This window comes from Arthrobacter endolithicus (assembly GCF_026627425.1).
GTDB lineage: Bacteria > Actinomycetota > Actinomycetes > Actinomycetales > Micrococcaceae > Arthrobacter_M.
This window is the reverse complement of sequence record NZ_JAPNLH010000023.1, coordinates 1-21,762: the sequence shown is the minus strand read 5'-3', so window position 1 is coordinate 21,762 and position 21,762 is coordinate 1. Positions and strand designations below refer to the sequence as shown.

Sequence of the window (21,762 nt, the reverse complement as noted above, 5' to 3'; positions counted from 1 at the left end):
TTTCGTCGATGACAGATGGAAAATGGTGCTGGGAACGTCAGCGCCTAGGCGCAGCGAACCCCGAACAGCTTAGCGGACCTGCCTGAGTGTTCTCTCACGATATGTTTCGCTGCGCTGCGGGCGCGTCACTGCGCGTCCCGGTCGATGGACGCGATCAAGGCATCGACGCGCTCGTCCGTGCTGGCAAAGGGATCTTTGCACAGCACGGTCTGGTGTGAGCGGTCGTTAAGTTTCAGGTGCACCCAGTCCACGGTGTAATCCCGCCCCGCCTCCTGGGCCTTGCGGACGAAGTCCCCGCGCAGCTTGGCGCGGGTACTTTGCGGCGGAACGTCGACTGCGGATTTGATCTCGGCGTCGCTGACGAGGCGGGCCGCCGATCCGCGGGCGCGGAGAATATTGAACAGGCCGCGATGGGGGGAAATGTCATGATAGGTCAGGTCCAGCTGGGCGATCCGGGGTGAATTTAGGTCAAGCCCGTTCCGGATCCGGTAGCCGTCCACCAGCTTCTTCTTGATCGCCCAGTCAATTTCGGTATCAATACCGCTGTAGTCCTGAGACTCGATCGCATCCAAGGCCCTGCCCCAGAGGTCCAGAATCTGTGGGACGTAATCATTGTGGGCACCTTCCCTGCCCACGAATGCCGTGACAACGGTCAGAAATTCGCGCTGAATCTCCAGTGCGGACAGCTCGCGGCCATTTGCCATTTTGACCGGTTGCCGGCCGGTAAGGTCGTGGGAGATCTCCCGGATGCTGCGGATGGGGTTTTCCATCCGCATATCGCGCATAATGACGCCCTTCTCCACCATCCGCAGAATAAGGTCCACGGTGCCGATCTTGAGTAAAGTCGTCGTCTCGGACATGTTGGAGTCGCCCACGATGACGTGCAGCCGACGGTAGAATTCGGCATCCGCGTGCGGCTCGTCGCGGGTGTTGATGATGGGACGCGACCGGGTGGTGGCCGAGGATACGCCTTCCCAAATGTGATCCGCCCGTTGGGAGAATGCAAAAGTAGCGCCGCGGCCGGTGCTCAGGACCTTGCCGGCCCCTGCAATCAGCTGCCGGGTGACCAGGAACGGAATGAGGATCTCCGCAAGCCGGGCAAATTCGCCGCGGCGCGGAATCAGGTAGTTCTCATGGCTGCCGTAGGAGTTTCCGGCAGAATCGGTGTTGTTCTTGAACAGGAAGATCTTTCCATCGAAGCCCTCCTGCTGCAGTCGGTTCTGCGCTTCCTGCACAAGGTCATCAAGAATCAGCGTGCCGGCCTGATCGTGGGCTATCAGCGCTCCCATGTCGTCACATTCGGCGGTGGCATATTCCGGGTGTGATCCGACGTCCAGATACAGCCGGGATCCGTTGGTCAGGAATACATTGGAGGACCTCCCCCAGCTGACCACCTTGCGGAACAGGTAGCGGGCGACCTCTTCCGGAGACAGCGGGCGCGCCCCAGGGCTGGAGTAGGAGATACCGAATTCTGTTTCAATACCGAAAATCCGCTTATCCATGGTTATCTGGCCGCCCTTTCTTCCAATAGGCCAAGAACATCGCGCTCGCTAAGCCGACGGAAGGCCCGGTTTACGCCGCGGTTGGTCTCCGAATCCCGGTCCAGCACCGCCACTTCCAGGCTGCCTGCAGGGTTTAGCGCCGGGGCGCCTACCTGTTCTCCCGCCGGTGCCAGAGTGCCCAGCCTTAGTGCCGCAACGGCCCGCCGAATGGTGTCGCCAAAGCCCGCTGACGCGTCCCAACTGCCGCCCACTGCCTCGGCTACCGTCTCCGCCTGGCCCCCCATCACCACGAATCCGTAGGCATCGGCGATGGACCCGTCGAACGTCAGCCGGTACAAGTGGTCTTCTGCCTGGTTGCGGCCCACCTCCGCCACGGCCAGTTCCACCTCGAACGGTTTCTGTTCTGCGGTGAACACAGCCCCAAGACTCTGCGCATACACGCTGGCCAGCCCCCTTGCGGTGACATCCTCGCGGTCATAGGAGTAGCCGCGCACGTCGGCGTAGCGGACTCCGGCCTGCCGCAGACTTTCGAATTCGTTGTACTTACCCACCGCAGCAAAGGCGATCTTGTCGTAGATTTCGCCGATTTTATGCAGCGAGGGCGATGGGTTCTCCGCCACCAGCGCAATCCCCTGCGAGCAGCTGATGACAACGACGGAGCGCCCGCGCGCTATCCCCTTGCGCGCAAAATCCGCACGATCTTTCATCATCTGTTCGGGGGAAACGTAAAATTGCTGCGTCATCTCAGGCCTCCCGGGCAAGTAGCGCGCGAGAGGCGACGACGGTCTCGACCACAGCACCGAGCTCTCGTTCGCTGACCTTGCGGGACCCGGTCCTGGTCACCGTGTACACAATGGGCCAGAGCCGGCGCACGAGGTCCGGTCCCCCGGTCGCGGAATCATCATCGGAGGCGTCATAGAGGGATTCCACCGCTATGCGCACCGCGTCATCCTCGGTCATATTCGGCCGCCACAGCTTTTTCAACGCGCCGCGGGCAAAGACGGATCCGGACCCGACGCTGTGGTGCTCCAATTCCTCATAGCGCCCTCCGGTGACGTCATAGGAGAATAACCGGCCAACGGAGCGTCCGGCATCAAAGCCGGCAAAGAGCGGGATCACGGCCAGTCCCTGCATCGCCATCGGCAGATTTGCCCGGATCATTGCGCCGAGGCGGTTGGCCTTCCCCTCCAGGCTGAGCAGCGTCCCCTCAATCTTCTCGTAGTGTTCCAATTCGACCTGGAATAACCGCGTGATGTCGATGGCAATTCCGGCCGTCCCGGCGATCCCCAGCACCGAGTACTGATCCGCTGGAAACACCTTCTCGATGTGGCGGCTGGCAATCATCGATCCCACGGTGGCCCGGCGATCCCCTGCCATCAGTACTCCCCCGGCAAATGAGAGCGCGACTATCGTCGTGGCATGCGGCACGGCCGGCAGATTTCCTGCCGGCAGGTTCTTCGCCGACAGCGACATACCGTAAGGCAGCAGGTCGGGACGGGACTGGGCCAGATGTTCGCTGAAGGATGACGTTGCCGCTGCGGATACCCGCCCGGCAGTGGTTTCTCGAGAAGTATCGGCCACTTCGTCCCTACTGTCCGCCCTTTTGGACAAAACCGCGGACAAACTCTTCGGCATTGGATTCCAGCACGCCGTCGATTTCATCCAGCAGGTCATCCAATCCCTCCGTAGCTGCGGTGGACTGCGCCGCAGCGGGGCTTGGCGGGGCCGGGGCCTCGGGGACCTCAACCTCTTCGGTACGCCCCGCAGTGTTCTTCTGTTCCTGACCAGCCATCGTGATCCCCTTTCGAGCGTTTGTCCTGATTCCATCCTGCCATGAACAAGGTCCTAGCGGGGCGTATCCAGCAGCTCCGACAGGAAGTCTGCAGCGTGCGCGTGACGGTCGAACAGGGCACCGGTAAGCGCACGAGTGCCACGCAGCGGCTCCCGCGTGGGGACGCGCTGCAGCCGGCGTTGGCCCGGAAGCTCAAAGATGACCGAGTCCCAGCTGGCTCCGATGACATTCGCGCCGTAGCGCTGGATGCACCGGCCACGAAAATAGGCCCTGGTATCGTCCGGCGGATGGCCGACCGCGTGGGCGATGTCTTCATCCGAAACCAGCCGGTCGAGTCTGCCTCGGGACAATAGCCGGTAGTACAGACCTTTTTCCGGTCGGACGTCGGACCACTGCAGGTCGATCAGGGCCAGCCGCGGGTCTTGCCACGTAAGCGAGTCCCGCTCCCGGTACTGCTGCAGGAGCGAAAGTTTCGCCGCCCACTCCACTGACCGTGCCGCCGCCGCCGGACCTGCCGCCAATTGTGTGAGCACTTCCTCCCAGCGCCGCAGGACCTCGTGCGTTTGTCCGTCACCGCCGTCGGCTGCCCCGGCACCGCTACGGAGCGCATGCCCGCTGGCGGCCTCCAAATACAACCACTGGATATCCAGGGCCGTTACCCGGCGTCCGTCAGACAATGTGAGCAGGCCCGTCAGCGCCGTGTCGTGGCTGACCCGGCGAAGGGAGAGCACGGGGTTCTGGATGTGCAATTGCGGGACCGTGCCGTGCTCGATCATGTCCAGCACCAGCGATGTGGTGCCGAACTTCAAATAATTTGAGATCTGGCTGAGGTTTGCGTCGCCGATGATGACATGCAGCCTGCGGTACTTCTCCGCCGTCGCATGCGGTTCATCCCGAGTGTTGATGATCGGTCTGCGGATGGTGGTTTCCAGCCCCACCTCCGCCTCGAAGAAATCGGCACGCTGGCTCAGCTGGAACCCGGCACCGGCTCCGTCCTGCCCCAGACCTACCCGGCCGGCCCCGCAGATCAGCGCACGGGTGACAAAGAACGGTGTCAGTCCGGAGACTATGTCGCCAAATGGCACCTGGCGGGGCATCAGGTAGTTTTCGTGGCTGCCGTAGGAAACGGACTTATTATCCGTGTTGTTCTTGTAGAGGCTGACCTCCGGCAGTCCGGGCGTGCGCGCAATCTGGCGCACCGCAGCCAGCGCCACCTGGTCCCCGGCCGCATCCCACGCCACTGCGTCCCGCGGGTTGGTCACTTCCGGACTGGAGTACTCCGGGTGGGCGTGGTCCACGTAGAGCCTGGCCCCGTTACCGAGCACCATATTCATCATCAGCGGGCCATTCCCGGTACTAGCTGTATCGCCGCAGGCTGGATCGCGGTTGGCTGGATCGCGGTCGGGATCCGGTTCACCGCCCTCCAGCGCAATCTGGGCGGCCGTGAGTTCATCGGGACGATCGGTCAGCTGCGACGGATGCGCCGATTCCCGCGGCATCGACCAGCCCCGCGCGTCGGCCAGCGGATCCTCGTCCGTATAGTCCCAGCGCGCCTCGGCTCCGCCCGCGGCCCGCTCGCCCGTCACCAGCGCATACGCGTGCACGACCTGGCTGGACAGCCACGTCGCGTTACTTCCCGGGGCCGAGGGCGCATGGATCCCGTACTCCGTCTCCGCGCCCATCACCCGCACGGCTGTCACGGCAGACTCCTCATGGCAGGCCCGTCACAAATATTGACCGGTATTGGACATTGTCTCCAGCGTCTTACCCGGTTCCTGTCCCGCCTTGCCCTGGACAATGGTGCGGATGTAGGTGATGCGTTCACCCTTCTTGCCCGAGATCCGCGCCCAATCATCCGGGTTGGTGGTGTTGGGCATGTCCTCATGCTCACGGAATTCATCCACCACGGCCCGGAGCAGATGATCAATGCGAATCCCCCGTTCGCCGCTGGTGAGCAGGTCCTTGATGGCATATTTCTTGGCCCGGTCCACCACGTTTTGAATCACGGCGCCCGAGTTGAAGTCCTTGAAGTACAGCATTTCGGTGTCGCCGTTTGCGTACGTCACCTCGAGGTACTCGTTGGACTTTTCGGTGGAATACATTGCCTCCACGGTCCGCTGGATCATCGCTTCCACCGTCGCGATCCGGTCTCCACCGTTGGCCGCCACATCATCGGCGTGGAAGGGAAGGTCCGCCGTAATGTATTTAGCGAAAATGTCTGCCGCGGCCTCGACGTCCGGACGTTGGATTTTGACCTTGACATCCAGCCGGCCCGGCCGCAGAATCGCCGGGTCGATCATGTCTTCCCGGTTGGAGGCACCGATGACAATCACATTATCCAGCCGTTCGACGCCGTCGATCTCGCTGAGCAGCTGCGGCACGATGGTGGTCTCCACATCGGAGGAGATGCCGGTGCCTCGGGTGCGGAAGAGCGAGTCCATTTCGTCGAAGAAGACGACGACGGCGCTTCCGTCAGAGGCCTTCTCACGGGCGCGGCTGAAGATCATCCGGATCTGCCGCTCCGTCTCTCCCACATACTTGTCCAGCAGCTCGGGTCCCTTGATGTTCAGGAAGTAGCTCTTCTGGTCCTTGGAACCAGACCGTTCCGCCGCCCGGGCCGCCAGCGAATTCGCCACAGCCTTGGCAATCAGGGTCTTGCCGCAGCCGGGAGGCCCATAGAGCAAAATACCCTTCGGCGGTTTGAGCCCGTGCTCGCGGTACAGATCAGGATGCAGGAACGGCAGCTCAACGGCGTCCCTGATCTGCTCGATCTGCGGTCCCAGGCCGCCAATGTCCTGATAGGAGATGTCCGGGACTTCCTCCAGAATGAGGTTCTCCACCTCTGAGCGGGGCACCTTCTCCAGCGCGTACCCGGTCCGGCTATCCAGGGAGACCGCATCACCCACCCGCAGCTTCTCGCTCTGCAGCGCCCCCGAGAGCCGCACGACGCGCTCGTCATCGGACCTGCCGATGACCAGGGCCCGGTCTGGGCCCAATAACTCCTTAACCGTGGCTAATTCGCCGACGCGCTCAAACCCCAGGCCTGCAACCACCGTCAGCGATTCGTTGAGCAGCACCTCCTGACCGGCACTCAGGGAGCGGATGTTGACCAGTGGGCTCACGCCAACCCGCATCTTCCGGCCGGCGTTGACAATGTCAACGCTTTCCTCCGTCTGTGCCACACCGGTGGCATCCGCAGCCGCCATCCGCCGCGGATTGACCTGCACCACGGTCCCGAAGCTAAAAGGAGCCTGTCCATCCTTTTCCAGCGCGCTGCGCAGTCTGACGATCTCCGCCTTAGCGTTCTCCAGCGTGCTGGCCAGCTTGGCGTTGTTCCCCGTGGCGGCCGCCAATTGCCGGTCGACGTAGCGAAGCTTGTCCCGCAGCACGTTGAGCTGACGCTCCACGGCGGCCTGTTGCTGGGTCGCAGCAGCAGAATTCTGCTGATGGCCCTGCTGATCCGCGGTGCTGGTGGGTTCGCTCACGGTCGTCACATCCTTCCGTTAGGTGGCAATGGACTCGCCAGAGCCTGCCCTCAATCCTTGTTTAAGACACTAGCCGTCTTTGGCGTTTTCGACGTGCTGCGGGCCGTCATGTGTCGCTACTGTCACTTCCGGCGCTGCCTGGCCCCGGCGCTGTTGCAGTTGCCTCGCGCGCTGCCCGGCGCAATTTCTTCGCGGAAACGTCCCGTTCGCCGACGTTCGCCGGAGTCCACGCATTAAGATCCTCGGCGCTGAATTCTGTTTTGGACGGGCGGCGCTTGGGCGTCAGTCCCGTGACACCGTCGGCCAGTCTGCGTGCGGTCAGCAGAAAGCCCGTGTGCGCCACCATGCGATGATCCGGCCGGACCGCCAAACCCTCCAGATGCCAGCCGCGGACCATGGACTCCCACGCGTCCGGTTCGGTAAACCGGCCGTCCGCACGGATGGCTTCGGCCGTGCGGGACAGTTGCGTCACCGTAGCCACGTAGTTGATCCACACGCCACCCGGGGCGAGGACCGTAGCGACCGCGTCGGCGCATTCCCACGGCGCCAGCATATCCAGTACCACGCGGTCAATGCTGGCCGCCGGTTCCTGCCGGACTACTTCGTCTTGGAAGTCCCCCAGCGAAATCTTCCAGGCCGGGTGCTCCCCGCCAAAGATGGTCTCCACATTCCCGCGGGCAATATCGGCAAATTCCTCCCGGCGCTCAAAGGAATGCAGATAGCCTCCATCGCCCACGGCCCGCAGCAGCGAGATGGAAAGAGCTCCCGAACCGACACCGGCCTCGACCACCCGGGCGCCTGGGTAGATGTCCCCCATCGTGATGATCTGACCGGCGTCCTTGGGGTAGACAACGGCTGCGCCGCGCGGCATGGACAGCACAAAATCCGACAGCAGCGGCCGCAATGTCTGGTAGAGCTGCCCGACGTTGTTCGCCACTACCGAACCTTCCGGCTGGCCGATGACGGCATCGTGATTGAGGAAGCCCTTGTGCGTGTGATAGGCCTGTCCTGGCGTGAGGGTGATGGTGTTCATCCGGGCCCGCTCGTCTGTCAGCTGGACGCGCTCACCGGCGCGAAACGGCCCGCGCCGTGCCGCCGCCCCGTGCGGTTCTGCGCGGTTGCCGGCGGCCGGCTTGGCATTGCTCTGGCTCATATTCAAAGTCCCTAACTCGAAAAGATGACGGCTTCTGCGCACCGTGGGGCGGACAGAAGAATGATGATTCACATGCCGCTGAATTGCTGGTCACCAGATGGAGTGGTCCGGCGGGTCGGTATTTCGGCCGCTCTTGTTCGGCAATTCAGTGGTTCGCCGGCTCAGTGGTTCGCCGGTTCAGTATTTCAGCGGCTCAGCCGTGGGTCGGGCCTTCCGGTAATGGCCGCGACAACCACTGCCTGCGTCAAGATACCTGTGACGCGGCCGTGCCGATCGATAACCGCATATTCACTGCCGGCCAGCTGTGCCAGGTACTGCACCAGTTCCTGTCCCGACGCAGTCTGCGGAACATAAGCCCCTTCCGCAAGGTTGCGGGCGACGGCGGTCGCCGGAGTTTCGCCCGCAACAGCAGCCGGAACGGTGGCCAGGACGCCGCGGTCAACGATCGCCGTCGGCCTACCCTCGCGGCTGCACAGGACGATCCCCTGCCACGGATCTGCTCCGACGACGGACAGTAACTGCGCCACCGAGTAATCGACCGGCACCCCGACCGCCCCGTCGCTAAGCCGGCCGGCGCTGATCAGCGGCAACCGCAGCCGCATTCGGGAGTCGGTGATGGCACCGCTGGCACCAAGCCAGAGGAACCCGCCGACGAAGATCACCACCAGGACATTCGTGGTGTCCGGCTGGTTGCCGGCCAGCAGCGGAATGCCGACGACGGCGAAAACAAGCAGAATCACGATCACACGCCCCGCCCATCCCGCCGCCACCGTGCCTTTTTCCTGATTGCCGGTGATTTTCCAGACGATCGACTCCACCAGGCGTCCACCGTCCAGCGGCAGGCCCGGTAGAACATTAAAACCACCGATCAGCAGGTTGGCCCACATGAAGATATTGACCAAGGTGCTCAAAACAGCCGCGTTTAACGTCTGCGGCGCGCCCAACCCGTTCAGCAGCAGCCAGCCCAGACCAGCCAGCACGATGTTGGCCACCGGGCCGGCAAAGGCCACCATTAACGAGCGGGCCGGCGTGGCCGTGAAGTTCTCAAACTGCGTGTGGCCGCCCCAGAGATTCAGGACAATCTTCTGAGTTGGCCAGTGGTAGGCCTTTGCCATCAGCGCATGCGCCAATTCGTGCACCAAAACGGAAAAAAGCAGTAACAGCGCGTAGATGAACGCCACCAGATAGGCTCCGGCGCCCAGCGTCGGATAGCCCTTGGCAAGCTGCGGGCCAAAGAGAATCACGGTGAAGGCAGCGATCAGGAACCACGAATACGCCAGCACAATGGGAATACCCGCAATTTTTCCCAGCGGTATCCCGTCGCGGATCATTTTCGCGCCCGCGCTCGGTGTACTCACTACGGGGTTCCCATGACCGGTGCGACCCGGGAACCGAGCGCTTCTGCCCGTTCCGCGACCAGAGCGCGAAGATCCGCCACAGTCCGCCCGGATAGTGACGGCCAGGTGGTACGGCCCGCGTCCTCGGGCAGCGGCACCGTGTGCGGGATCGCCACCGTCACCACACCGGAGGCTTGTGCCGACGCGACGCCCGGGATCGAGTCCTCCAGTGCCACGCATTCGTGAACAGTCAACAGCGGGTCCAGCAACTGCAGGCGCCGGAGGGCCGATAGGTAAGGCTCCGGATGCGGCTTGCCCTGTTGGACGGCGTCTCCCGTGACCAGGAATTCGAAGTAACCCGAGGGCAGACCAGCGACGATTTCCGCTGCCAGCGGACCCTCACTCATGGTCACTAAGGCACAGCGGACGCCCGAATCAACAAGGGCGCGCAACAGTTCGCGCGCACCAGGGCGCCAAGGGATCTCGTGGCGGACCTGGCGGATAACTTCGGCCGTCAAGTGGTCGATGATCTCTCGGACCGTCAGGCGAACACCGGCACGTTGCAGGACCCCGGCCGAGTGAACCAGCGACTGGCCCACCAGGGCCAAGGCCTGTTGGTGGGTCCATTCGCCGCCGTGGGCCTGGACCAGGGCGAATTCTGAGCCGATCCAATACGGTTCGGTATCCACCAGAGTGCCGTCCATGTCCCACAGTGCCGCCCGGAGACCTACCGCCCGGGGCGCCTGCTGATCGACCGCGGACACTTCCGTGCTGCTGGCCCGGGCATTGGAAACAGACGTGGAATACATGGGTCCATTCTACGGGGGGTGTCAGGGGCCAGTAGCCCCCCACTAAGCTGATAGCGGTATTTAAGGCTGATGGCCGAGCGCTCGTCGTAGGCTGGAGAGGTGATGAGCAACGACGAAGACGCCACGGCCCCCGCAAGCCGGCTGATAGTGCCCGTCCCGGAAGGGGAACGGGTCACCGTCATGCTCGCGGCTTTCGAAGGTTGGAACGATGCCGGTGAGGCTGCCAGCGATTGCCTTAAATACCTGCACCGGCTCTGGGGGGCCAAAAAAATTACGACGCTGAACCCCGATGAGTACTACGACTTCCAGTTCACCAGGCCCTCCGTGCGGCGCAACACCGCGGGCACCCGCAAGATTAAGTGGCCGACGACCAAAATCACCAAGGCGTCCGTGCCCGAATCGAACCTGGATGTGGTCTTCGTGCATGGCATAGAACCTTCGTATAAATGGCGGGCCTATACGGCCGAGCTGCTCGCCCAGGCCGCGGCTTTGAATGTGAATTACGTCGTCCTGGTCGGAGCCCTGCTCGCCGATGTCCCGCACACGCGGCCCATCCCGGTTACCGCTACCAGCGATGACGATGAACTGCGGACCCGGATGAACCTGGAATCCTCGCAATACGAGGGGCCGATCGGCATAGTAGGAGTACTGGACGAACTTGCCTTGCTTGCCGGCCTGCCCACCGTCTCGCTCTGGGCCGCTGTGCCGCACTATGTCGCCCAAGCCCCTTCACCAAAGGCTCAGCTGGCCCTGCTGAACAGGATTCAGGACTTGCTGCAGGTTACCTTTGACACGCACGAGATGACCGAAGACTCTCAGGCCTGGGAACGCGGCGTCAACGAACTTGCCACCGAGGACCCGGAAATCGCCGCTTACGTCCACCAATTGGAAGAGGCCAAGGATACAGCGGAGTTACCGGAGGCCAGCGGGGAATCCATTGCGCGTGAATTTGAACGCTACCTCAAGCGCCGTGGCCGGGACATGCCCTAGAGAAAAATGCCCAGAGAACAGCGTGTTGAGAGAACCGCGTGCTTGGTGGACAGAGCAATTAGAGAACAATGCCGAACAACGCCTCCAGCCCGTCCGTCACGAGAGCGGCGTCCAGCTCGGAGGAGACGGTTTCGGCGCCGTCCAGCCCGCTGTTGTTGTCCCCGGAGCCTTGCGCCGCCGCCCACTGATCCACCGCGGCCAGCGCACGCGGCCCGTCCAGATCGGCGGCGAGGGCGGCCCGCATCTCGGAGATCAGTGCGCGCGCGGATCCTGGCAATGCGCTATCCAGTGCCTCGCGCCAGCGCTTGAGCCGCGTCTGCGCCTGCTCGAGGACCTCGTCCGTCCAGAACCAATCGCTGCGGTAATGATGTGACAATATGGCTGTTCGAATGGCTGCGGGTTCAACCCCGTCGGCCCGGAGTTTGGATACCAGCACCAGGTTGCCCTTGGACTTGCTCATCTTTTCCCCGGCAAGCCCCACCATGCCGGTATGCACATAATGCCGGGCCATTTCCACCCCGCTGAGCGCATAGGCATGGCCAGCTCCCATCTCATGGTGCGGAAAGACCAGATCCGAGCCACCACCTTGAACGGTGAAAGGCGCCGGCAGGAAACGCTGGGCAATAACGGTGCATTCGATGTGCCAGCCAGGGCGTCCGGCACCAAGGCTGGCTCCCGCCCAGCTGGGTTCCCCCGCCCGGGCAACACGCCACAGCAACGGATCCAGTACGTTCCGTTTGCCCGCCCGGTCGGGATCTCCCCCACGCTCGGCAAAAACCGGAAGCATTTCCTGCCGTGTCAGTCCGCTGATCTGTCCCAACCACCAGGCTCCGTCGTCGCCCTTGCCGGGCTTGTCGCCGCCGTCGTGCGTGGCACCGCCGTCGTGCCTGCTGCCGGGACGGGGCATGGACGCATTGAGACCGGACGTTCCTGGCGCCGGCACTGACGCCGCGTCGACGGAGAAATAGATATCGCCGGCCGGCTCGGTATCGCTGGCCGAAACCCGGTAAGCCAGTCCGGCCTCGACCAGCCGTTCGACCTGCGGAACAATCCATTCCACGGACTCCACCGCGCCGATGTACTGCTCGGGAGCAAGGACATTGAGCGCTTCCATGTCCGCGCGGAACAAGTCGGTCTGTTCCCTTGCCAGTTCCCGCCAATCGATGCCGTCCCGGCTCGCCCGTTCCAGCAGCGGATCGTCCACGTCAGTCACATTTTGCACGTAGTGCACGTTCTGGCCCGCGTCGTGCCAGGCACGGTTGAGCAGATCGAAGGCGACATAAGTCGCGGCATGACCCATATGCGTGGCGTCGTACGGCGTGATGCCGCACACGTACATGCTCGATGAGGCCTGGTCCGGCATCGCAAGCAGGGTGGCTGCACGGCTTTCATACAGGTTGAGGGCGGGCATCGTTCCCGGGAGTTGCGGGACGGGACGGGATTTCCAAGACTTCACCGCTACAGCCTACTGTCAGGCACTGATGACGCCGAAACCGAGCAGCAGGAACAACAGCAGACCCAGCGCAATCCGATACCAGACGAATATCCGGTAACTATTACTGGAAATATACTTCAGGAACCATCCGATGATCAGATATCCCACCACGAAGGCAATAACCGTTGCAAGGGCCGTCTGACCCAGTCCAAAAGGCCCCTGTGCGCCCTCATGTTTCGCAAAGATTTTATACAGCTCGTACAATCCGCTGCCAAAGACAGCGGGAATCGCCAGCAAAAATGAATACCGCGCAGCTGCTTCACGGGTGTAACCCATCAACAGACCCGCCGTTATGGTCCCTCCGGAGCGTGATACTCCGGGAATAAGCGCCAGCGCCTGCGCCAGGCCGAATAGAATGCCGTGTTTCACGCTGAGGTCCTTCAGCGTGCGGTCCCGTTTCGCAACGGCATCGGCAACGGCCAAAATCAGGCCGAAAACGATCAACGTGGTGGCCACAATCCACAGGTTACGCAACGACGACTCAATAGCGTTCTGAAAAACAAGACCGAGGACCACAATCGGAACGCTGCCGATTATGACCAGCCAGCCCATCCGGGCATCCGGATCCGAGTGCGGAACCTTGCCCCGTAGGGCACCGAACCAGGCCCTAATGATTCGCACTATGTCCCGCCAGAAAAAGACCACTACGGCTGTTTCCGTACCTAACTGGCTTACGGCCGTAAAGGCGGCACCTGGATCGGTCCCGGTCGGTAGGAACTTTCCGACTACGAACAAGTGTGCGCTTGAAGAAATAGGGAGGAATTCGGTTAGGCCTTGTACCAGGCCGAGGAAGGCAGCTTCAATCCAGTTCACCATCTGACCCTATGGCATAAACGGGGACGCTAACGGCAGAATGCATAACAGGCGCCCCCACATGCGGGCCATCTGCGGCCAATAGATTATCCGCGCGTGCTCGAAAATTGCGCGGGAGATAAACCTCGCCACGTAAGCTGGCCTTATGCAGCAACGATACGTCGGGACTAGTGGATTGCGGGTTTCCACCATTGGCCTGGGCACCATGTCCTGGGGAACAGACACGGACGAACAGGCTGCCCGGGACCAGCTACGCGCCTACATCAGTGCCGGCGGCACCACGGTCGATACGGCCGTTAGCTATGGTGAAGGCCGCAGCGAAGCACTATTGGGCGCCATGATCGGCGACGTCGTGGCCCGCAGCGAGGTGGTGCTGATATCCAAGGCTGGAATCAGCCGCCGCAAAGGCAAACGCATGGTGGACACCTCCCGCAGGGCGATGCTGACTGCGTTGGACGCCTCCCTGGCCAGGCTCGGAACTGACCATTTAGACCTCTGGCTGGCCCACACCTGGGACGACAACGTTCCCTTGGAGGAGACGCTAAGCGCCTTGGACTACGCCGTCACGTCCGGAAGGGTGCGCTACGCGGGTGTCTCCAACTACACCGGCTGGCAGCTGGCCCGCGCGGCAACGATGTCAGGCACGTCCGTGGTGGCCAATCAGGTGGAATATTCACTGCTGCACCGCAGCGTAGAGGCGGAGATTACGCCCGCCTCCGAACATCTGGGAACGGGGTTACTGTGTTGGGCTCCCTTGGGGCGTGGCGTGCTGACCGGTAAGTACCGCGGCAAGATTCCTTCCGATTCCCGCGGTGCGAGCGAAGTATTGGCCGGGTACGTCCAGCCATACCTTTCGGGCCTCCCCGCTCGAATTACCGAGGCAGTTGTCGCTGCGGCCAAGGGGCTAGACCGGAGGCCGTTGGACGTGGCGCTCAGTTGGCTCCTCGCACGACCCGCAGTAGCGGGGGCGGTCGTCGGGGCCCGAACACCAGGGCAGCTTAGGCAGGTCCTCGATGCCACGTTGGAGCGCCTGCCGGAACAGATCGAAGCTGTTTTGGACGAGGTTTCCAGCCGGGCACACTAGCCGGCGTCTACTGGACTCTCCTGATCGCTTAGTCGTCGATCGGTTCCAAATCGCCCTCGTCCTCATCGTCGATCGAGTCCAGATCGTCGTCGTCTTCTTCATCTTCGTAGATGACCAACGGTGTGACTTCGTTGCAGGCCTCGAAGAGTACTTCCTCGTAAATTTCGAAGGCATCAACTATGGACAGGTACGCCGCCTCCACCGCCGGATCATCATCACCTCGACGAGCAGAAGCAGCAGCCAGATGTTCCTCGAGGGCGGACGTCAACGACTGCAACGCTGCGTGCGGATCTAGACTCATAGGGTGAACGCTACCAGTGGTGTGCGGAAGTTGTAAGCCCGGACGAGGAGCAGCAGCCCGATGCAGAAAAGGTGTGCAAATCCCGACGCAGATACCGGAATCGGCCCGATTTGTGGGAAGAATGGAGTGCTATGAGGGAACAATTCAGTGCCGGCTCGGTCAGCAGGGAACGCGATTACCTCCGCCAGTATGAGTATCTTGTGCTGACGGTGGCTCCGTCAGAACCGCTACCCGTCGCGCGTCAGCGGCTCACCGAGCACGCCGAGTACGGCAAGTGGGAGTTGGAACGCAGCTGTATCTATATTGGCGGCGGCCGTCAGTTCTGGCTTCGGCGCAAGATTATGCGCGTGGAACGCACCGTTTAGCCTTCCAACGGGCCCAGCCAGGCGGTGGCCACGGTGCTGTGCGCAGATTCGTCGTCGGAAGGATGGAACATCCCGGCCAGCACGTCGCGGTATAAGCGGCCCAGCTCGTTACCGGCAAAGTACGTTCCGCCGCCGGAAACCCGGATGGCGAGGTCCACCACCTCCTTGGCAGTCTCCGTTGCGCGGACCTTTAGTCCCACCAGCCTCGGGAACCATTGAGCCCCGTGCTCAACTTGGTCATCGATGTCGCGTGCTACCGCTTCCAGTTGCGGGTAAAGGCCGTCCATGGTGATGGCGGCAGTGGCTATTTTCCAGCGGATATCCGGATCTTGGGAATACTCCCTGCCGCCGTTTTTCTGCGATTTCCGCCGGTGGGCTGCCTCTACGCCCAACTGCAGGGCTCGTTCACCGATGCCGGCATATACGGCCGCCAGCAGCGTCTCAAAGCAGGCGAAGATGGCAAAGATCAGCGGATCAGCGTTGGGCCCGACCGGCAGTTTCCGGAAGACCCTGTCTGCGGCGGCAACCACACCGGAAAGGACAGTGGTATTTGACTGGTTTGCACGCATCCCCAGGGTGTCCCAGTCGTTTCCGATGGTGTAGCCAGGGGCGTCCCGGGTAATAAACGCGTGCACCAGCGCCGGCTCCGCGCCCGTACTGTCCTTACCGAAGATCCCGAGCCGGGTCCACGCCGGGCTTAGACTGGTAAAAATTTTCGTGCCGGTAAAGGCATAGGAACCGTCGGCATTCGGCTCAGCGACGGTGCTGGAATCAAAAAGGACGGAATCGTTCCCGGCCTCCGAATTTCCGAAGGCAAACACCTCCCCCGCCACGGCTTCCTGCAGCACGTAGCGCAGCGAGTCATCACCACGGACTGCCAAAAGATGGGCGACGCCGGTCCACACCAAATGCATATTGACCCCCAATGCTGTGGCCGGGGCCGCCGTCGCCAGCCGCCGCTGCGCGGCGGCTACCTGCCGCAGACCAAAGCCCATGCCGCCGTCGTCCTCCGCGGCAAAAACGCGTAAGTACCCTGCGTTCTTGAGCTCCTGCAAATCCTCGTGGAAGAACTCATTGCGTTCGTCGTAGGCGCCGGCGCGGCTGCGGAACCTGTTGAGCAGTTCATCGGGCAGCAGCTGTTCGATCGACATCATCCGTCCCGTCCTAATAGTTACTCAGCAGGCGGTCCAGCACACGGGTTCCGAATTTCAGCGAATCAGTGGGCACGCGTTCGTCGACGCCGTGGAACATCCCGGTGAAATCCAACTCCGCCGGTAGCCTCAGTGGCGCAAAACCGTAGCCGGTGATCCCCAGCCTGCTCAGTGACTTGTTATCCGTCCCGCCGGAGAGAGTGTACGGCAGCACCTTCGCGCCGGGATCTTCCGCCTGCAGCGCTTCCACCATGTGGTCCACCAGATTGCCGGCAAAGGGAACTTCCAACGAGACGTCCTTGTGGTCATAGCCGATATCGATCCCTTCCCCGGCCAGTCCCTTGATGATTTCCAGGACCTGTTCCTGTTGGCCGGGCAAGGTCCGAACGTCTATGAGCGCCTCCGCGCTGCCGGGAATCACATTGTGCTTGTAACCGCTTTTGAGCAGCGTGGGGTTGGCTGTATTCTGCAGCGTGGCACCGACAAAGCGGGCCACCGTTCCCAGCTCTCGGAGCAGATTTTCCGGGTTATTCTCGTCCAGCTCGACGCCCGTCAGTTCGGACACGCCCTCCAGGAACGCCCGGGTGGTATCGGTGAGTTCCACCGGCCATTTGTAGTCGCCGATCCGGGTGACCGCTCGGGCCAGGCGCGTGACCGCGTTGTCGGTATTGATCTGGGACCCGTGCCCGGCCCGTCCATGCGCCGTCAACCGAAGCCAGGAAAGGCCCTTTTCCGCCGTCTGCAGCAGGTACGCCCGGTGACCCCCGATTTCGGTCGAAAATCCACCGACCTCGGAAATGGCCTCGGTTGCTCCCTCGAAGAGTTCAGGCTTGTTGTCCACGGCCCAGGACGCGCCGTAGTTTCCGCCGGCCTCCTCATCGGCGAAGAAGGCAAAAATGAGATCCCGTTTGGGCTTGCGGCCTTCCCTGGACATGCCCCGGAGCACGGAGAGGATCATGGCGTCCATGTCCTTCATGTCCACCGCACCGCGGCCCCAGATCATCCCGTCGTTTTCCTCGCCGCCAAAGGGATCTACGGTCCAGTCTTCCTTCAGCGCGGGCACGACATCCAGATGCCCATGCACTATCAGCGCCCCGGCGCTGGGATCCTCGCCGGCCATCCGCGCCACCACGCTGGCCCGCCCCGGTGCCGACTCGAAAACGGTGGTCTCCAGGCCCGCTTCCTCGATCAGCGCAGCCGTATATTCTGCAGCCTTCCGCTCCCCCGGGCCTTGGTTGTCACCATAATTCGTGGTATCAATGCAAATAAGGTCCTGGCAGATTCCAACGACTTCATCTTCGGGCCGAACGAGGTTCACGGCGGGCTCCTTGAGTTAGGCGACTTGTCCCAACAGCCTACAGCTGTGCCCCGGCCGGACCCGTCTAATAGCGGTCCTCGAAGGTCTGCGGTTCCAGCCCGATTCAAGATTCCCGGCGAAGTCGTGCTATCGTTTTTCTCGCTGCATTTGTGAGTTTCAAGGCCGATTTCCTAACGGCCTGGACACCGCAAACTTCACCTGCGCGGGTGGCGGAATGGCAGACGCGCTAGCTTGAGGTGCTAGTCCTGGAAACGGGGTGAGGGTTCAAGTCCCTTTCCGCGCACGGAAACAAGACCCGGAGAATCGTACGATTCTCCGGGTCTTTCTGCATCCACGCTTCGCGGGCATACGCTCAGGGGCGGACCGGCACTACGGGTTGGCCCCGCGCGACGGGTTGGACCGGCACTACGGGTTGGCCCGGCACTACGGGTTGGCCCCGCGCGACGGGTTAGCCGGCGGTGATCAGCCTGCCGCCCAGATCTCGAACCGCTCCAGGGCTTCTGGTCCGCCGGTGATTTTGACTTTCGCCACGGAACGGCGCCCGAGCGCATGCAGAGCCAATTCGGCAGGTTCTCCGGTGATAAGGACCGCTCCCGAGCCACTGTGGGTCCGGCGCCCACGACCATCAGGCAAGGCCAGCTCAACTCCCACCGGACTCCGTCGGTAGCCCATGCCGGCCATGATCTTCACGCGCTGCCAAACCGCGTCCTGTTCGGCGACCGGCAGGTCCCGCGGCGGGGCAGGATCCGGGCCGGCGCGTCGGATGTCCTCGTGATGGACCACGTACTCCACCAGGGAAACAGCGTCGCCCAGCCATGAAAACGGAGACCAGCGAGGCGGTCCGTCGCAGAAGCGTTGGATCAGGGCCGCAAAGCCGTCCGTGCTTTGGGCCGAACTAACCAGATGTCCCATGTTCCGCTCCTGTCCCGCTACGGGACGCCGCAACAAATCTTCCGCCACCTGGAGGGGAGCTTGTTCCCGCAGGACTAGATGCGCCAGCAAGTGGCGAACCGTCCAGCCGGCGCAGAGGGTGGCCGCACCCGGGTCAGCTGCCCGAAGGGTTGCCACCAGAGTGCTCTTCTCAATGCCGGACCATGCCATGGTTGCTCCCTAGCTGTTCGTTCGACTGGTTCCTCGAAGTTGACGTGTGCCGTTGCCGGCGTCGGCCGTGAACCGCATCGCCGACCTCGGCAAGCTGCATCCTGCGCCTCCGGCGACCGGCCTATTGCTGGCGGATGTGGCCTCCCCAATGCCGGGGAAGATTCCCGTGTTGCCGCCCGGCGCACCGCATGCAGAGCGGTTCGCTGCCATCAGCAAACCGCTGAGTCCTCGCTGGCGCAACTTGCCTTCAGCATAGCCTCGTCCTCCTGCGCGGCTGACACACACACTACTAGAGCGGTTTAGTGGAGAGAATAAACCCATTGTGCTCCGCGTTACACCGGTGTGCCGCGGCCAAGGGTTCCCGAGCACTGCTGCTGCGGTGTCCCGTCGACCAACTAAGTGCAGCGGAGCATATTCGATGCTTTGGAGTTAAGGAGAATCATGCAGTATCGCAATTTGGGCAACAGTGGCACCGCCGTTTCGGAGTACGCATTGGGCACTATGACGTTCGGCGCGGAAGCCACGGAAGAAACCTCCCACCAGATCCTGGACGACTACGCAGCCGCCGGGGGTAATTTTATCGACACGGCCGACGTCTATACCGCGGGAGCGTCCGAGGAAATCATCGGACGCTGGCTTGCGAAGCGTCCTGCGGCGAAGGCCCAGGTGGTTCTCGCCAGTAAGGGCCGGTTCCCGATGGGGCCCGGGCCCAATGATGTGGGCACCTCGGGCCGGCATCTTCGGCGTGCGCTGGACGATTCGCTGCGCCGGCTCGGAGTTGAGCAGATCGATCTGTACCAGATGCACGCGTGGGATCCGCTCACTCCCATCGAGGAGACCCTCCGGTTTCTCGACAATGCGGTCAGCAGTGGGAAGATCGGCTATTACGGGTTCTCCAATTTCATGGGATGGCAGTTGACCAAGGCCGTCCATGTTGCGCGCGGACACCATTGGGCTCCCCCGATCACACTCCAGCCGCAATACAGCCTGCTGGTGCGGGAGATCGAGTCCGAAATTATCCCCGCCGCGCTTGACGCGGATATTGGGCTACTCCCGTGGTCACCACTGGCCGGAGGATGGCTGTCCGGAAAATACCGTCGCAACCAGGAGCCCACCGGTGCGACCCGTCTGGGGGAAAATCCGGAACGCGGCATGGAAGCCTGGAAGCGGCGCAACGCGGACGAGCACACCTGGCGGGTCATCGGGGCCGTGACGGAAGTAGCGAGGGCCCACGGCGCCAGCGCCTCCCAGGTTGCCTTGGCGTGGCTGGCCGGCAGGCGCGCGGTCACCTCGGTGATTCTAGGCGCGCGCACCACCGAACAGCTTGCGGACAACCTTGGCGCGGCGAAACTTGAACTGAGCAGCGAGGAAACCGAAAAGCTCACGGAGATCAGCGAGCCGCAGGTCGGAATATATCCCTACGGACAGCCGGCCCAGGAACAGCGAAGCCGGAAGATCGACGGCGGCCGCTAACAGCAGCCGTTCGGCTCCCGGCCGCTGGGGTTCCGCGCTCCGGCGGCCGCCGGCAGCTGGGCTTCCGCTCTTGGGCAGCAGCGTTATGCCCAGGATCGAACGATGCCGACGTCCTGCACCGGCCGACCACTTCTTTGGGCCGCATGGCACAGCTGAGACGAGAACACCGACTACAACTCCTCCACAGACCGATCCGGTCCGCCCGATGTCCACATCCCTTGCTGGGGAGGTTGTTCGCTGCCGACACGGACGGAAAATGGAGCATGAAGTTCGGATATGCACCATGAGCAAGCGCCGCCGCACCAAGCCCCGCGCCAGACCAACGCCGGCTGCCACAGGCTCAGTGCCGGCGCTGGCCTCCGGGACGTCGCCGGCTGCCACACGCTCAGCACCCACTCCCGTATCCAAGAAAACCCCGGCTGCCCTGCAGGAGCCAGAGGGTGCACCGACGCCCTTGGACCCTGCCCAAATCCGCTATCTCCTCGGCGCCGTCGTCGCCGGCGTCCTTGATGAGCACCTCGCTACTGTCTCGGTAGCGATCGCTCACCGCCATCAACAACTCGTGCGCATCGAGGCCAACCGGGCCGCCGCCCGGATCAGACTTGGCGACCGAGTCAGGATCAACCACGCCATCCGGCCGCTCTACCTGCGCGGCGCGACCGGCACGGTCGTCGACTGGATCGGGCAACGCGCCGTTGTGCAGCTCGATCGACCCGCCGGCCGCTTCAGCACAGGAGAAATCCGTTGCCCTCCTCTTGGCCTGGACCATCTGCTCAGGGCTGAACAACTACCTTGTGATAATCCGCCGGACCCTGGTAGCACGGAACAGTAGCAACCATGGTGAAAATTATGTATGCTTGAGGAAGTTGTAGTGTTGCGCATTTTGAAGTTCAAGCGGCGAAACCCAAAAGGGCTAGCCGCTTTTCTGTAAAAGCGGAAATGGACACCGCGGCTAAGGCACTCCGGCAGTCGGAGAGTCCGTCTTACAGAAAGATATACAAAAATGGCTACAGGTACCGTCAAATGGTTTAACTCCGAAAAGGGCTTTGGTTTCATCGCTCCCGAAGACGGCAGCGCCGATGTTTTCGCCCACTACTCGGCGATCAACTCCGGTGGCTACCGCTCCCTCGAAGAGAACCAGGTTGTCACCTTTGAGACCGAGCAGGGCCCCAAGGGACCTCAGGCAGTCAACATCCAGGTCGGCTAATTCTCTGACCTAGGTCTTCGGACCGGGCAGGCGGGGCGGGAGGAAACTCCCGCCCCGCTCGTCTTTAAGGGTTCGACCCGGGCGCGGCCCCGGCGATTTGAAGCCGGGGAGCATCCCCGTGTAGACTATTCGTAGTTGTAGTGTTGCGCATTTGAATTTCAAGCGGCGAAACCCAAACGGGCCAGCTGCTTTTTCTGTAAAAGCGGCAAAATGAACATTGCAGCTGGGATTCTCCGGCAGTCGGAGGATCCGTATTACGGAAAGATATACAAAAATGGCTACAGGTACCGTCAAATGGTTTAACTCCGAAAAGGGCTTTGGTTTCATCGCTCCCGAAGACGGCAGCGCCGATGTTTTCGCCCACTACTCGGCGATCAACTCCGGTG

At 62.3% G+C, this 21,762-nt stretch carries 21 protein-coding genes, 1 tRNA gene and 1 pseudogene; 8 read left to right on the top strand and 15 right to left on the bottom strand.

The window, feature by feature from the left end; translation table 11 throughout:
- Positions 1-125 precede the first annotated feature (125 nt).
- The 9 genes and pseudogenes from pafA to OS914_RS15850 all read right to left on the bottom strand — a co-directional run bounded on the left by pafA (position 126) and on the right by OS914_RS15850 (position 10,078).
- Positions 126-1,502: a Pup--protein ligase gene (gene pafA / locus OS914_RS15890; RefSeq protein ID WP_267547028.1), complete on the bottom strand. Its 1,377-nt coding sequence runs from the start codon at positions 1,500-1,502 to the stop codon at positions 126-128.
- A gap of 2 nt (positions 1,503-1,504) precedes the next feature.
- Positions 1,505-2,245 carry a proteasome subunit alpha gene (gene prcA / locus OS914_RS15885; protein WP_267547027.1) on the bottom strand — a complete coding sequence of 247 codons (741 nt, stop codon included), beginning with the start codon at positions 2,243-2,245 and terminating at the stop codon, positions 1,505-1,507.
- 1 nt (position 2,246) lies between these two features.
- Entirely contained in the window at positions 2,247-3,083 is an 837-nt protein-coding gene (gene prcB, locus OS914_RS15880) for a proteasome subunit beta (RefSeq protein ID WP_267547026.1), read from the bottom strand.
- Positions 3,084-3,090: 7 nt separating this feature from the next.
- Positions 3,091-3,294 (bottom strand): ubiquitin-like protein Pup, encoded by a 204-nt coding sequence (locus OS914_RS15875; protein ID WP_267547025.1) that lies wholly within the window; start codon positions 3,292-3,294, stop codon positions 3,091-3,093.
- Between the two features lie 53 nt (positions 3,295-3,347).
- A complete protein-coding gene (gene dop, locus OS914_RS15870; RefSeq protein WP_267547051.1) occupies positions 3,348-4,976 on the bottom strand; it encodes a depupylase/deamidase Dop in 1,629 nt (542 codons plus the stop codon).
- 42 nt (positions 4,977-5,018) lie between these two features.
- Positions 5,019-6,701: pseudogene (arc, locus tag OS914_RS15865) on the bottom strand (proteasome ATPase); the annotation flags it as partial.
- A 184-nt stretch (positions 6,702-6,885) separates the two neighbouring features.
- Positions 6,886-7,932, bottom strand: coding sequence for a tRNA (adenine-N1)-methyltransferase (locus OS914_RS15860; RefSeq protein WP_267547024.1), 1,047 nt, complete (start codon positions 7,930-7,932; stop codon positions 6,886-6,888).
- A 185-nt stretch (positions 7,933-8,117) separates the two neighbouring features.
- Positions 8,118-9,263 (bottom strand): site-2 protease family protein, encoded by a 1,146-nt coding sequence (locus OS914_RS15855; protein ID WP_267547050.1) that lies wholly within the window; start codon positions 9,261-9,263, stop codon positions 8,118-8,120.
- Positions 9,264-9,289: 26 nt separating this feature from the next.
- The gene (locus OS914_RS15850) at positions 9,290-10,078 is read right to left on the bottom strand and encodes an HAD family hydrolase (RefSeq protein ID WP_267547023.1); all 789 of its coding nucleotides are present in this window, start codon (positions 10,076-10,078) and stop codon (positions 9,290-9,292) included.
- Positions 10,079-10,180: 102 nt separating this feature from the next.
- Between OS914_RS15850 and OS914_RS15845 the strand changes: the two genes are divergently transcribed.
- On the top strand, positions 10,181-11,068 hold the full coding sequence (locus OS914_RS15845; protein WP_267547022.1) for a PAC2 family protein: 888 nt from the start codon (positions 10,181-10,183) through the stop codon (positions 11,066-11,068).
- A 58-nt stretch (positions 11,069-11,126) separates the two neighbouring features.
- Here OS914_RS15845 and mshC read toward each other — a convergent pair whose 3' ends face one another.
- Together mshC and OS914_RS15835 are read right to left on the bottom strand one after the other, a co-directional pair.
- Complete coding sequence (gene mshC / locus OS914_RS15840; RefSeq protein WP_267547021.1) at positions 11,127-12,524, bottom strand: cysteine--1-D-myo-inosityl 2-amino-2-deoxy-alpha-D-glucopyranoside ligase; 1,398 nt, start codon at positions 12,522-12,524, stop codon at positions 11,127-11,129.
- A 15-nt stretch (positions 12,525-12,539) separates the two neighbouring features.
- Positions 12,540-13,376, bottom strand: coding sequence for an undecaprenyl-diphosphate phosphatase (locus OS914_RS15835; RefSeq protein ID WP_267547049.1), 837 nt, complete (start codon positions 13,374-13,376; stop codon positions 12,540-12,542).
- A 145-nt stretch (positions 13,377-13,521) separates the two neighbouring features.
- Between OS914_RS15835 and OS914_RS15830 the strand changes: the two genes are divergently transcribed.
- On the top strand, positions 13,522-14,460 hold the full coding sequence (locus OS914_RS15830) for an aldo/keto reductase (RefSeq protein WP_267547020.1): 939 nt from the start codon (positions 13,522-13,524) through the stop codon (positions 14,458-14,460).
- 28 nt (positions 14,461-14,488) lie between these two features.
- On the opposite strand, the gene OS914_RS15825 is transcribed toward OS914_RS15830, so the two are convergent.
- The gene (locus OS914_RS15825; RefSeq protein ID WP_267547019.1) at positions 14,489-14,761 is read right to left on the bottom strand and encodes a hypothetical protein; all 273 of its coding nucleotides are present in this window, start codon (positions 14,759-14,761) and stop codon (positions 14,489-14,491) included.
- A gap of 131 nt (positions 14,762-14,892) precedes the next feature.
- Between OS914_RS15825 and OS914_RS15820 the strand changes: the two genes are divergently transcribed.
- Positions 14,893-15,126: a DUF5703 family protein gene (locus OS914_RS15820; protein ID WP_267547018.1), complete on the top strand. Its 234-nt coding sequence runs from the start codon at positions 14,893-14,895 to the stop codon at positions 15,124-15,126.
- On the opposite strand, the gene OS914_RS15815 is transcribed toward OS914_RS15820, so the two are convergent.
- Positions 15,123-16,277 carry an acyl-CoA dehydrogenase family protein gene (locus OS914_RS15815; protein ID WP_267547048.1) on the bottom strand — a complete coding sequence of 385 codons (1,155 nt, stop codon included), beginning with the start codon at positions 16,275-16,277 and terminating at the stop codon, positions 15,123-15,125. The two genes, OS914_RS15820 and OS914_RS15815, sit on opposite strands and share 4 nt — an antisense overlap.
- A 13-nt stretch (positions 16,278-16,290) precedes the next feature.
- Positions 16,291-17,595, bottom strand: a complete 1,305-nt coding sequence (locus OS914_RS15810) for a M20/M25/M40 family metallo-hydrolase (RefSeq protein WP_267547017.1) — start codon at positions 17,593-17,595, stop codon at positions 16,291-16,293.
- Positions 17,596-17,795: 200 nt separating this feature from the next.
- Here OS914_RS15810 and OS914_RS15805 point away from each other — a divergent pair.
- Positions 17,796-17,878 (top strand) — tRNA-Leu (locus OS914_RS15805).
- Positions 17,879-18,057: 179 nt separating this feature from the next.
- Here OS914_RS15805 and OS914_RS15800 read toward each other — a convergent pair.
- Positions 18,058-18,696, bottom strand: a complete 639-nt coding sequence (locus tag OS914_RS15800) for a TIGR03085 family metal-binding protein (protein ID WP_267547016.1) — start codon at positions 18,694-18,696, stop codon at positions 18,058-18,060.
- Positions 18,697-19,137: 441 nt separating this feature from the next.
- Between OS914_RS15800 and OS914_RS15795 the strand changes: the two genes are divergently transcribed.
- The 4 genes from OS914_RS15795 to OS914_RS15780 all read left to right on the top strand — a co-directional run.
- A complete protein-coding gene (locus OS914_RS15795) occupies positions 19,138-20,169 on the top strand; it encodes an aldo/keto reductase (protein WP_267547015.1) in 1,032 nt (343 codons plus the stop codon).
- A 283-nt stretch (positions 20,170-20,452) separates the two neighbouring features.
- Positions 20,453-21,001, top strand: a complete 549-nt coding sequence (locus tag OS914_RS15790; protein ID WP_267547014.1) for a hypothetical protein — start codon at positions 20,453-20,455, stop codon at positions 20,999-21,001.
- Positions 21,002-21,172: 171 nt separating this feature from the next.
- Positions 21,173-21,376, top strand: coding sequence for a cold-shock protein (locus OS914_RS15785; protein ID WP_196396538.1), 204 nt, complete (start codon positions 21,173-21,175; stop codon positions 21,374-21,376).
- Between the two features lie 274 nt (positions 21,377-21,650).
- A partial coding sequence (locus tag OS914_RS15780) for a cold-shock protein (RefSeq protein WP_267547047.1) occupies positions 21,651-21,762 on the top strand: 112 nt, incomplete at its 3' end.

Excerpts from the sequence above, each read along its gene's own strand:
- pafA (WP_267547028.1), bottom strand. The coding sequence starts at position 1,502 with ATGGATAAGCGGATTTTCGGTATTGAAACAGAATTCGGTATCTCCTAC.
- prcA (WP_267547027.1), bottom strand. The coding sequence starts at position 2,245 with ATGACGCAGCAATTTTACGTTTCCCCCGAACAGATGATGAAAGATCGT.
- OS914_RS15875 (WP_267547025.1), bottom strand. The coding sequence starts at position 3,294 with ATGGCTGGTCAGGAACAGAAGAACACTGCGGGGCGTACCGAAGAGGTT.
- dop (WP_267547051.1), bottom strand. The coding sequence starts at position 4,976 with ATGGGCGCGGAGACGGAGTACGGGATCCATGCGCCCTCGGCCCCGGGA.
- OS914_RS15860 (WP_267547024.1), bottom strand. The coding sequence starts at position 7,932 with ATGAGCCAGAGCAATGCCAAGCCGGCCGCCGGCAACCGCGCAGAACCG.
- OS914_RS15855 (WP_267547050.1), bottom strand. The coding sequence starts at position 9,263 with ATGATCCGCGACGGGATACCGCTGGGAAAAATTGCGGGTATTCCCATT.
- OS914_RS15850 (WP_267547023.1), bottom strand. The coding sequence starts at position 10,078 with ATGTATTCCACGTCTGTTTCCAATGCCCGGGCCAGCAGCACGGAAGTG.
- OS914_RS15845 (WP_267547022.1), top strand. The coding sequence starts at position 10,181 with ATGAGCAACGACGAAGACGCCACGGCCCCCGCAAGCCGGCTGATAGTG.
- OS914_RS15830 (WP_267547020.1), top strand. The coding sequence starts at position 13,522 with ATGCAGCAACGATACGTCGGGACTAGTGGATTGCGGGTTTCCACCATT.
- OS914_RS15825 (WP_267547019.1), bottom strand. The coding sequence starts at position 14,761 with ATGAGTCTAGATCCGCACGCAGCGTTGCAGTCGTTGACGTCCGCCCTC.
- OS914_RS15820 (WP_267547018.1), top strand. The coding sequence starts at position 14,893 with ATGAGGGAACAATTCAGTGCCGGCTCGGTCAGCAGGGAACGCGATTAC.
- OS914_RS15815 (WP_267547048.1), bottom strand. The coding sequence starts at position 16,277 with ATGTCGATCGAACAGCTGCTGCCCGATGAACTGCTCAACAGGTTCCGC.
- OS914_RS15800 (WP_267547016.1), bottom strand. The coding sequence starts at position 18,696 with ATGGCATGGTCCGGCATTGAGAAGAGCACTCTGGTGGCAACCCTTCGG.
- OS914_RS15795 (WP_267547015.1), top strand. The coding sequence starts at position 19,138 with ATGCAGTATCGCAATTTGGGCAACAGTGGCACCGCCGTTTCGGAGTAC.
- OS914_RS15790 (WP_267547014.1), top strand. The coding sequence starts at position 20,453 with ATGAGCAAGCGCCGCCGCACCAAGCCCCGCGCCAGACCAACGCCGGCT.
- OS914_RS15785 (WP_196396538.1), top strand. The coding sequence starts at position 21,173 with ATGGCTACAGGTACCGTCAAATGGTTTAACTCCGAAAAGGGCTTTGGT.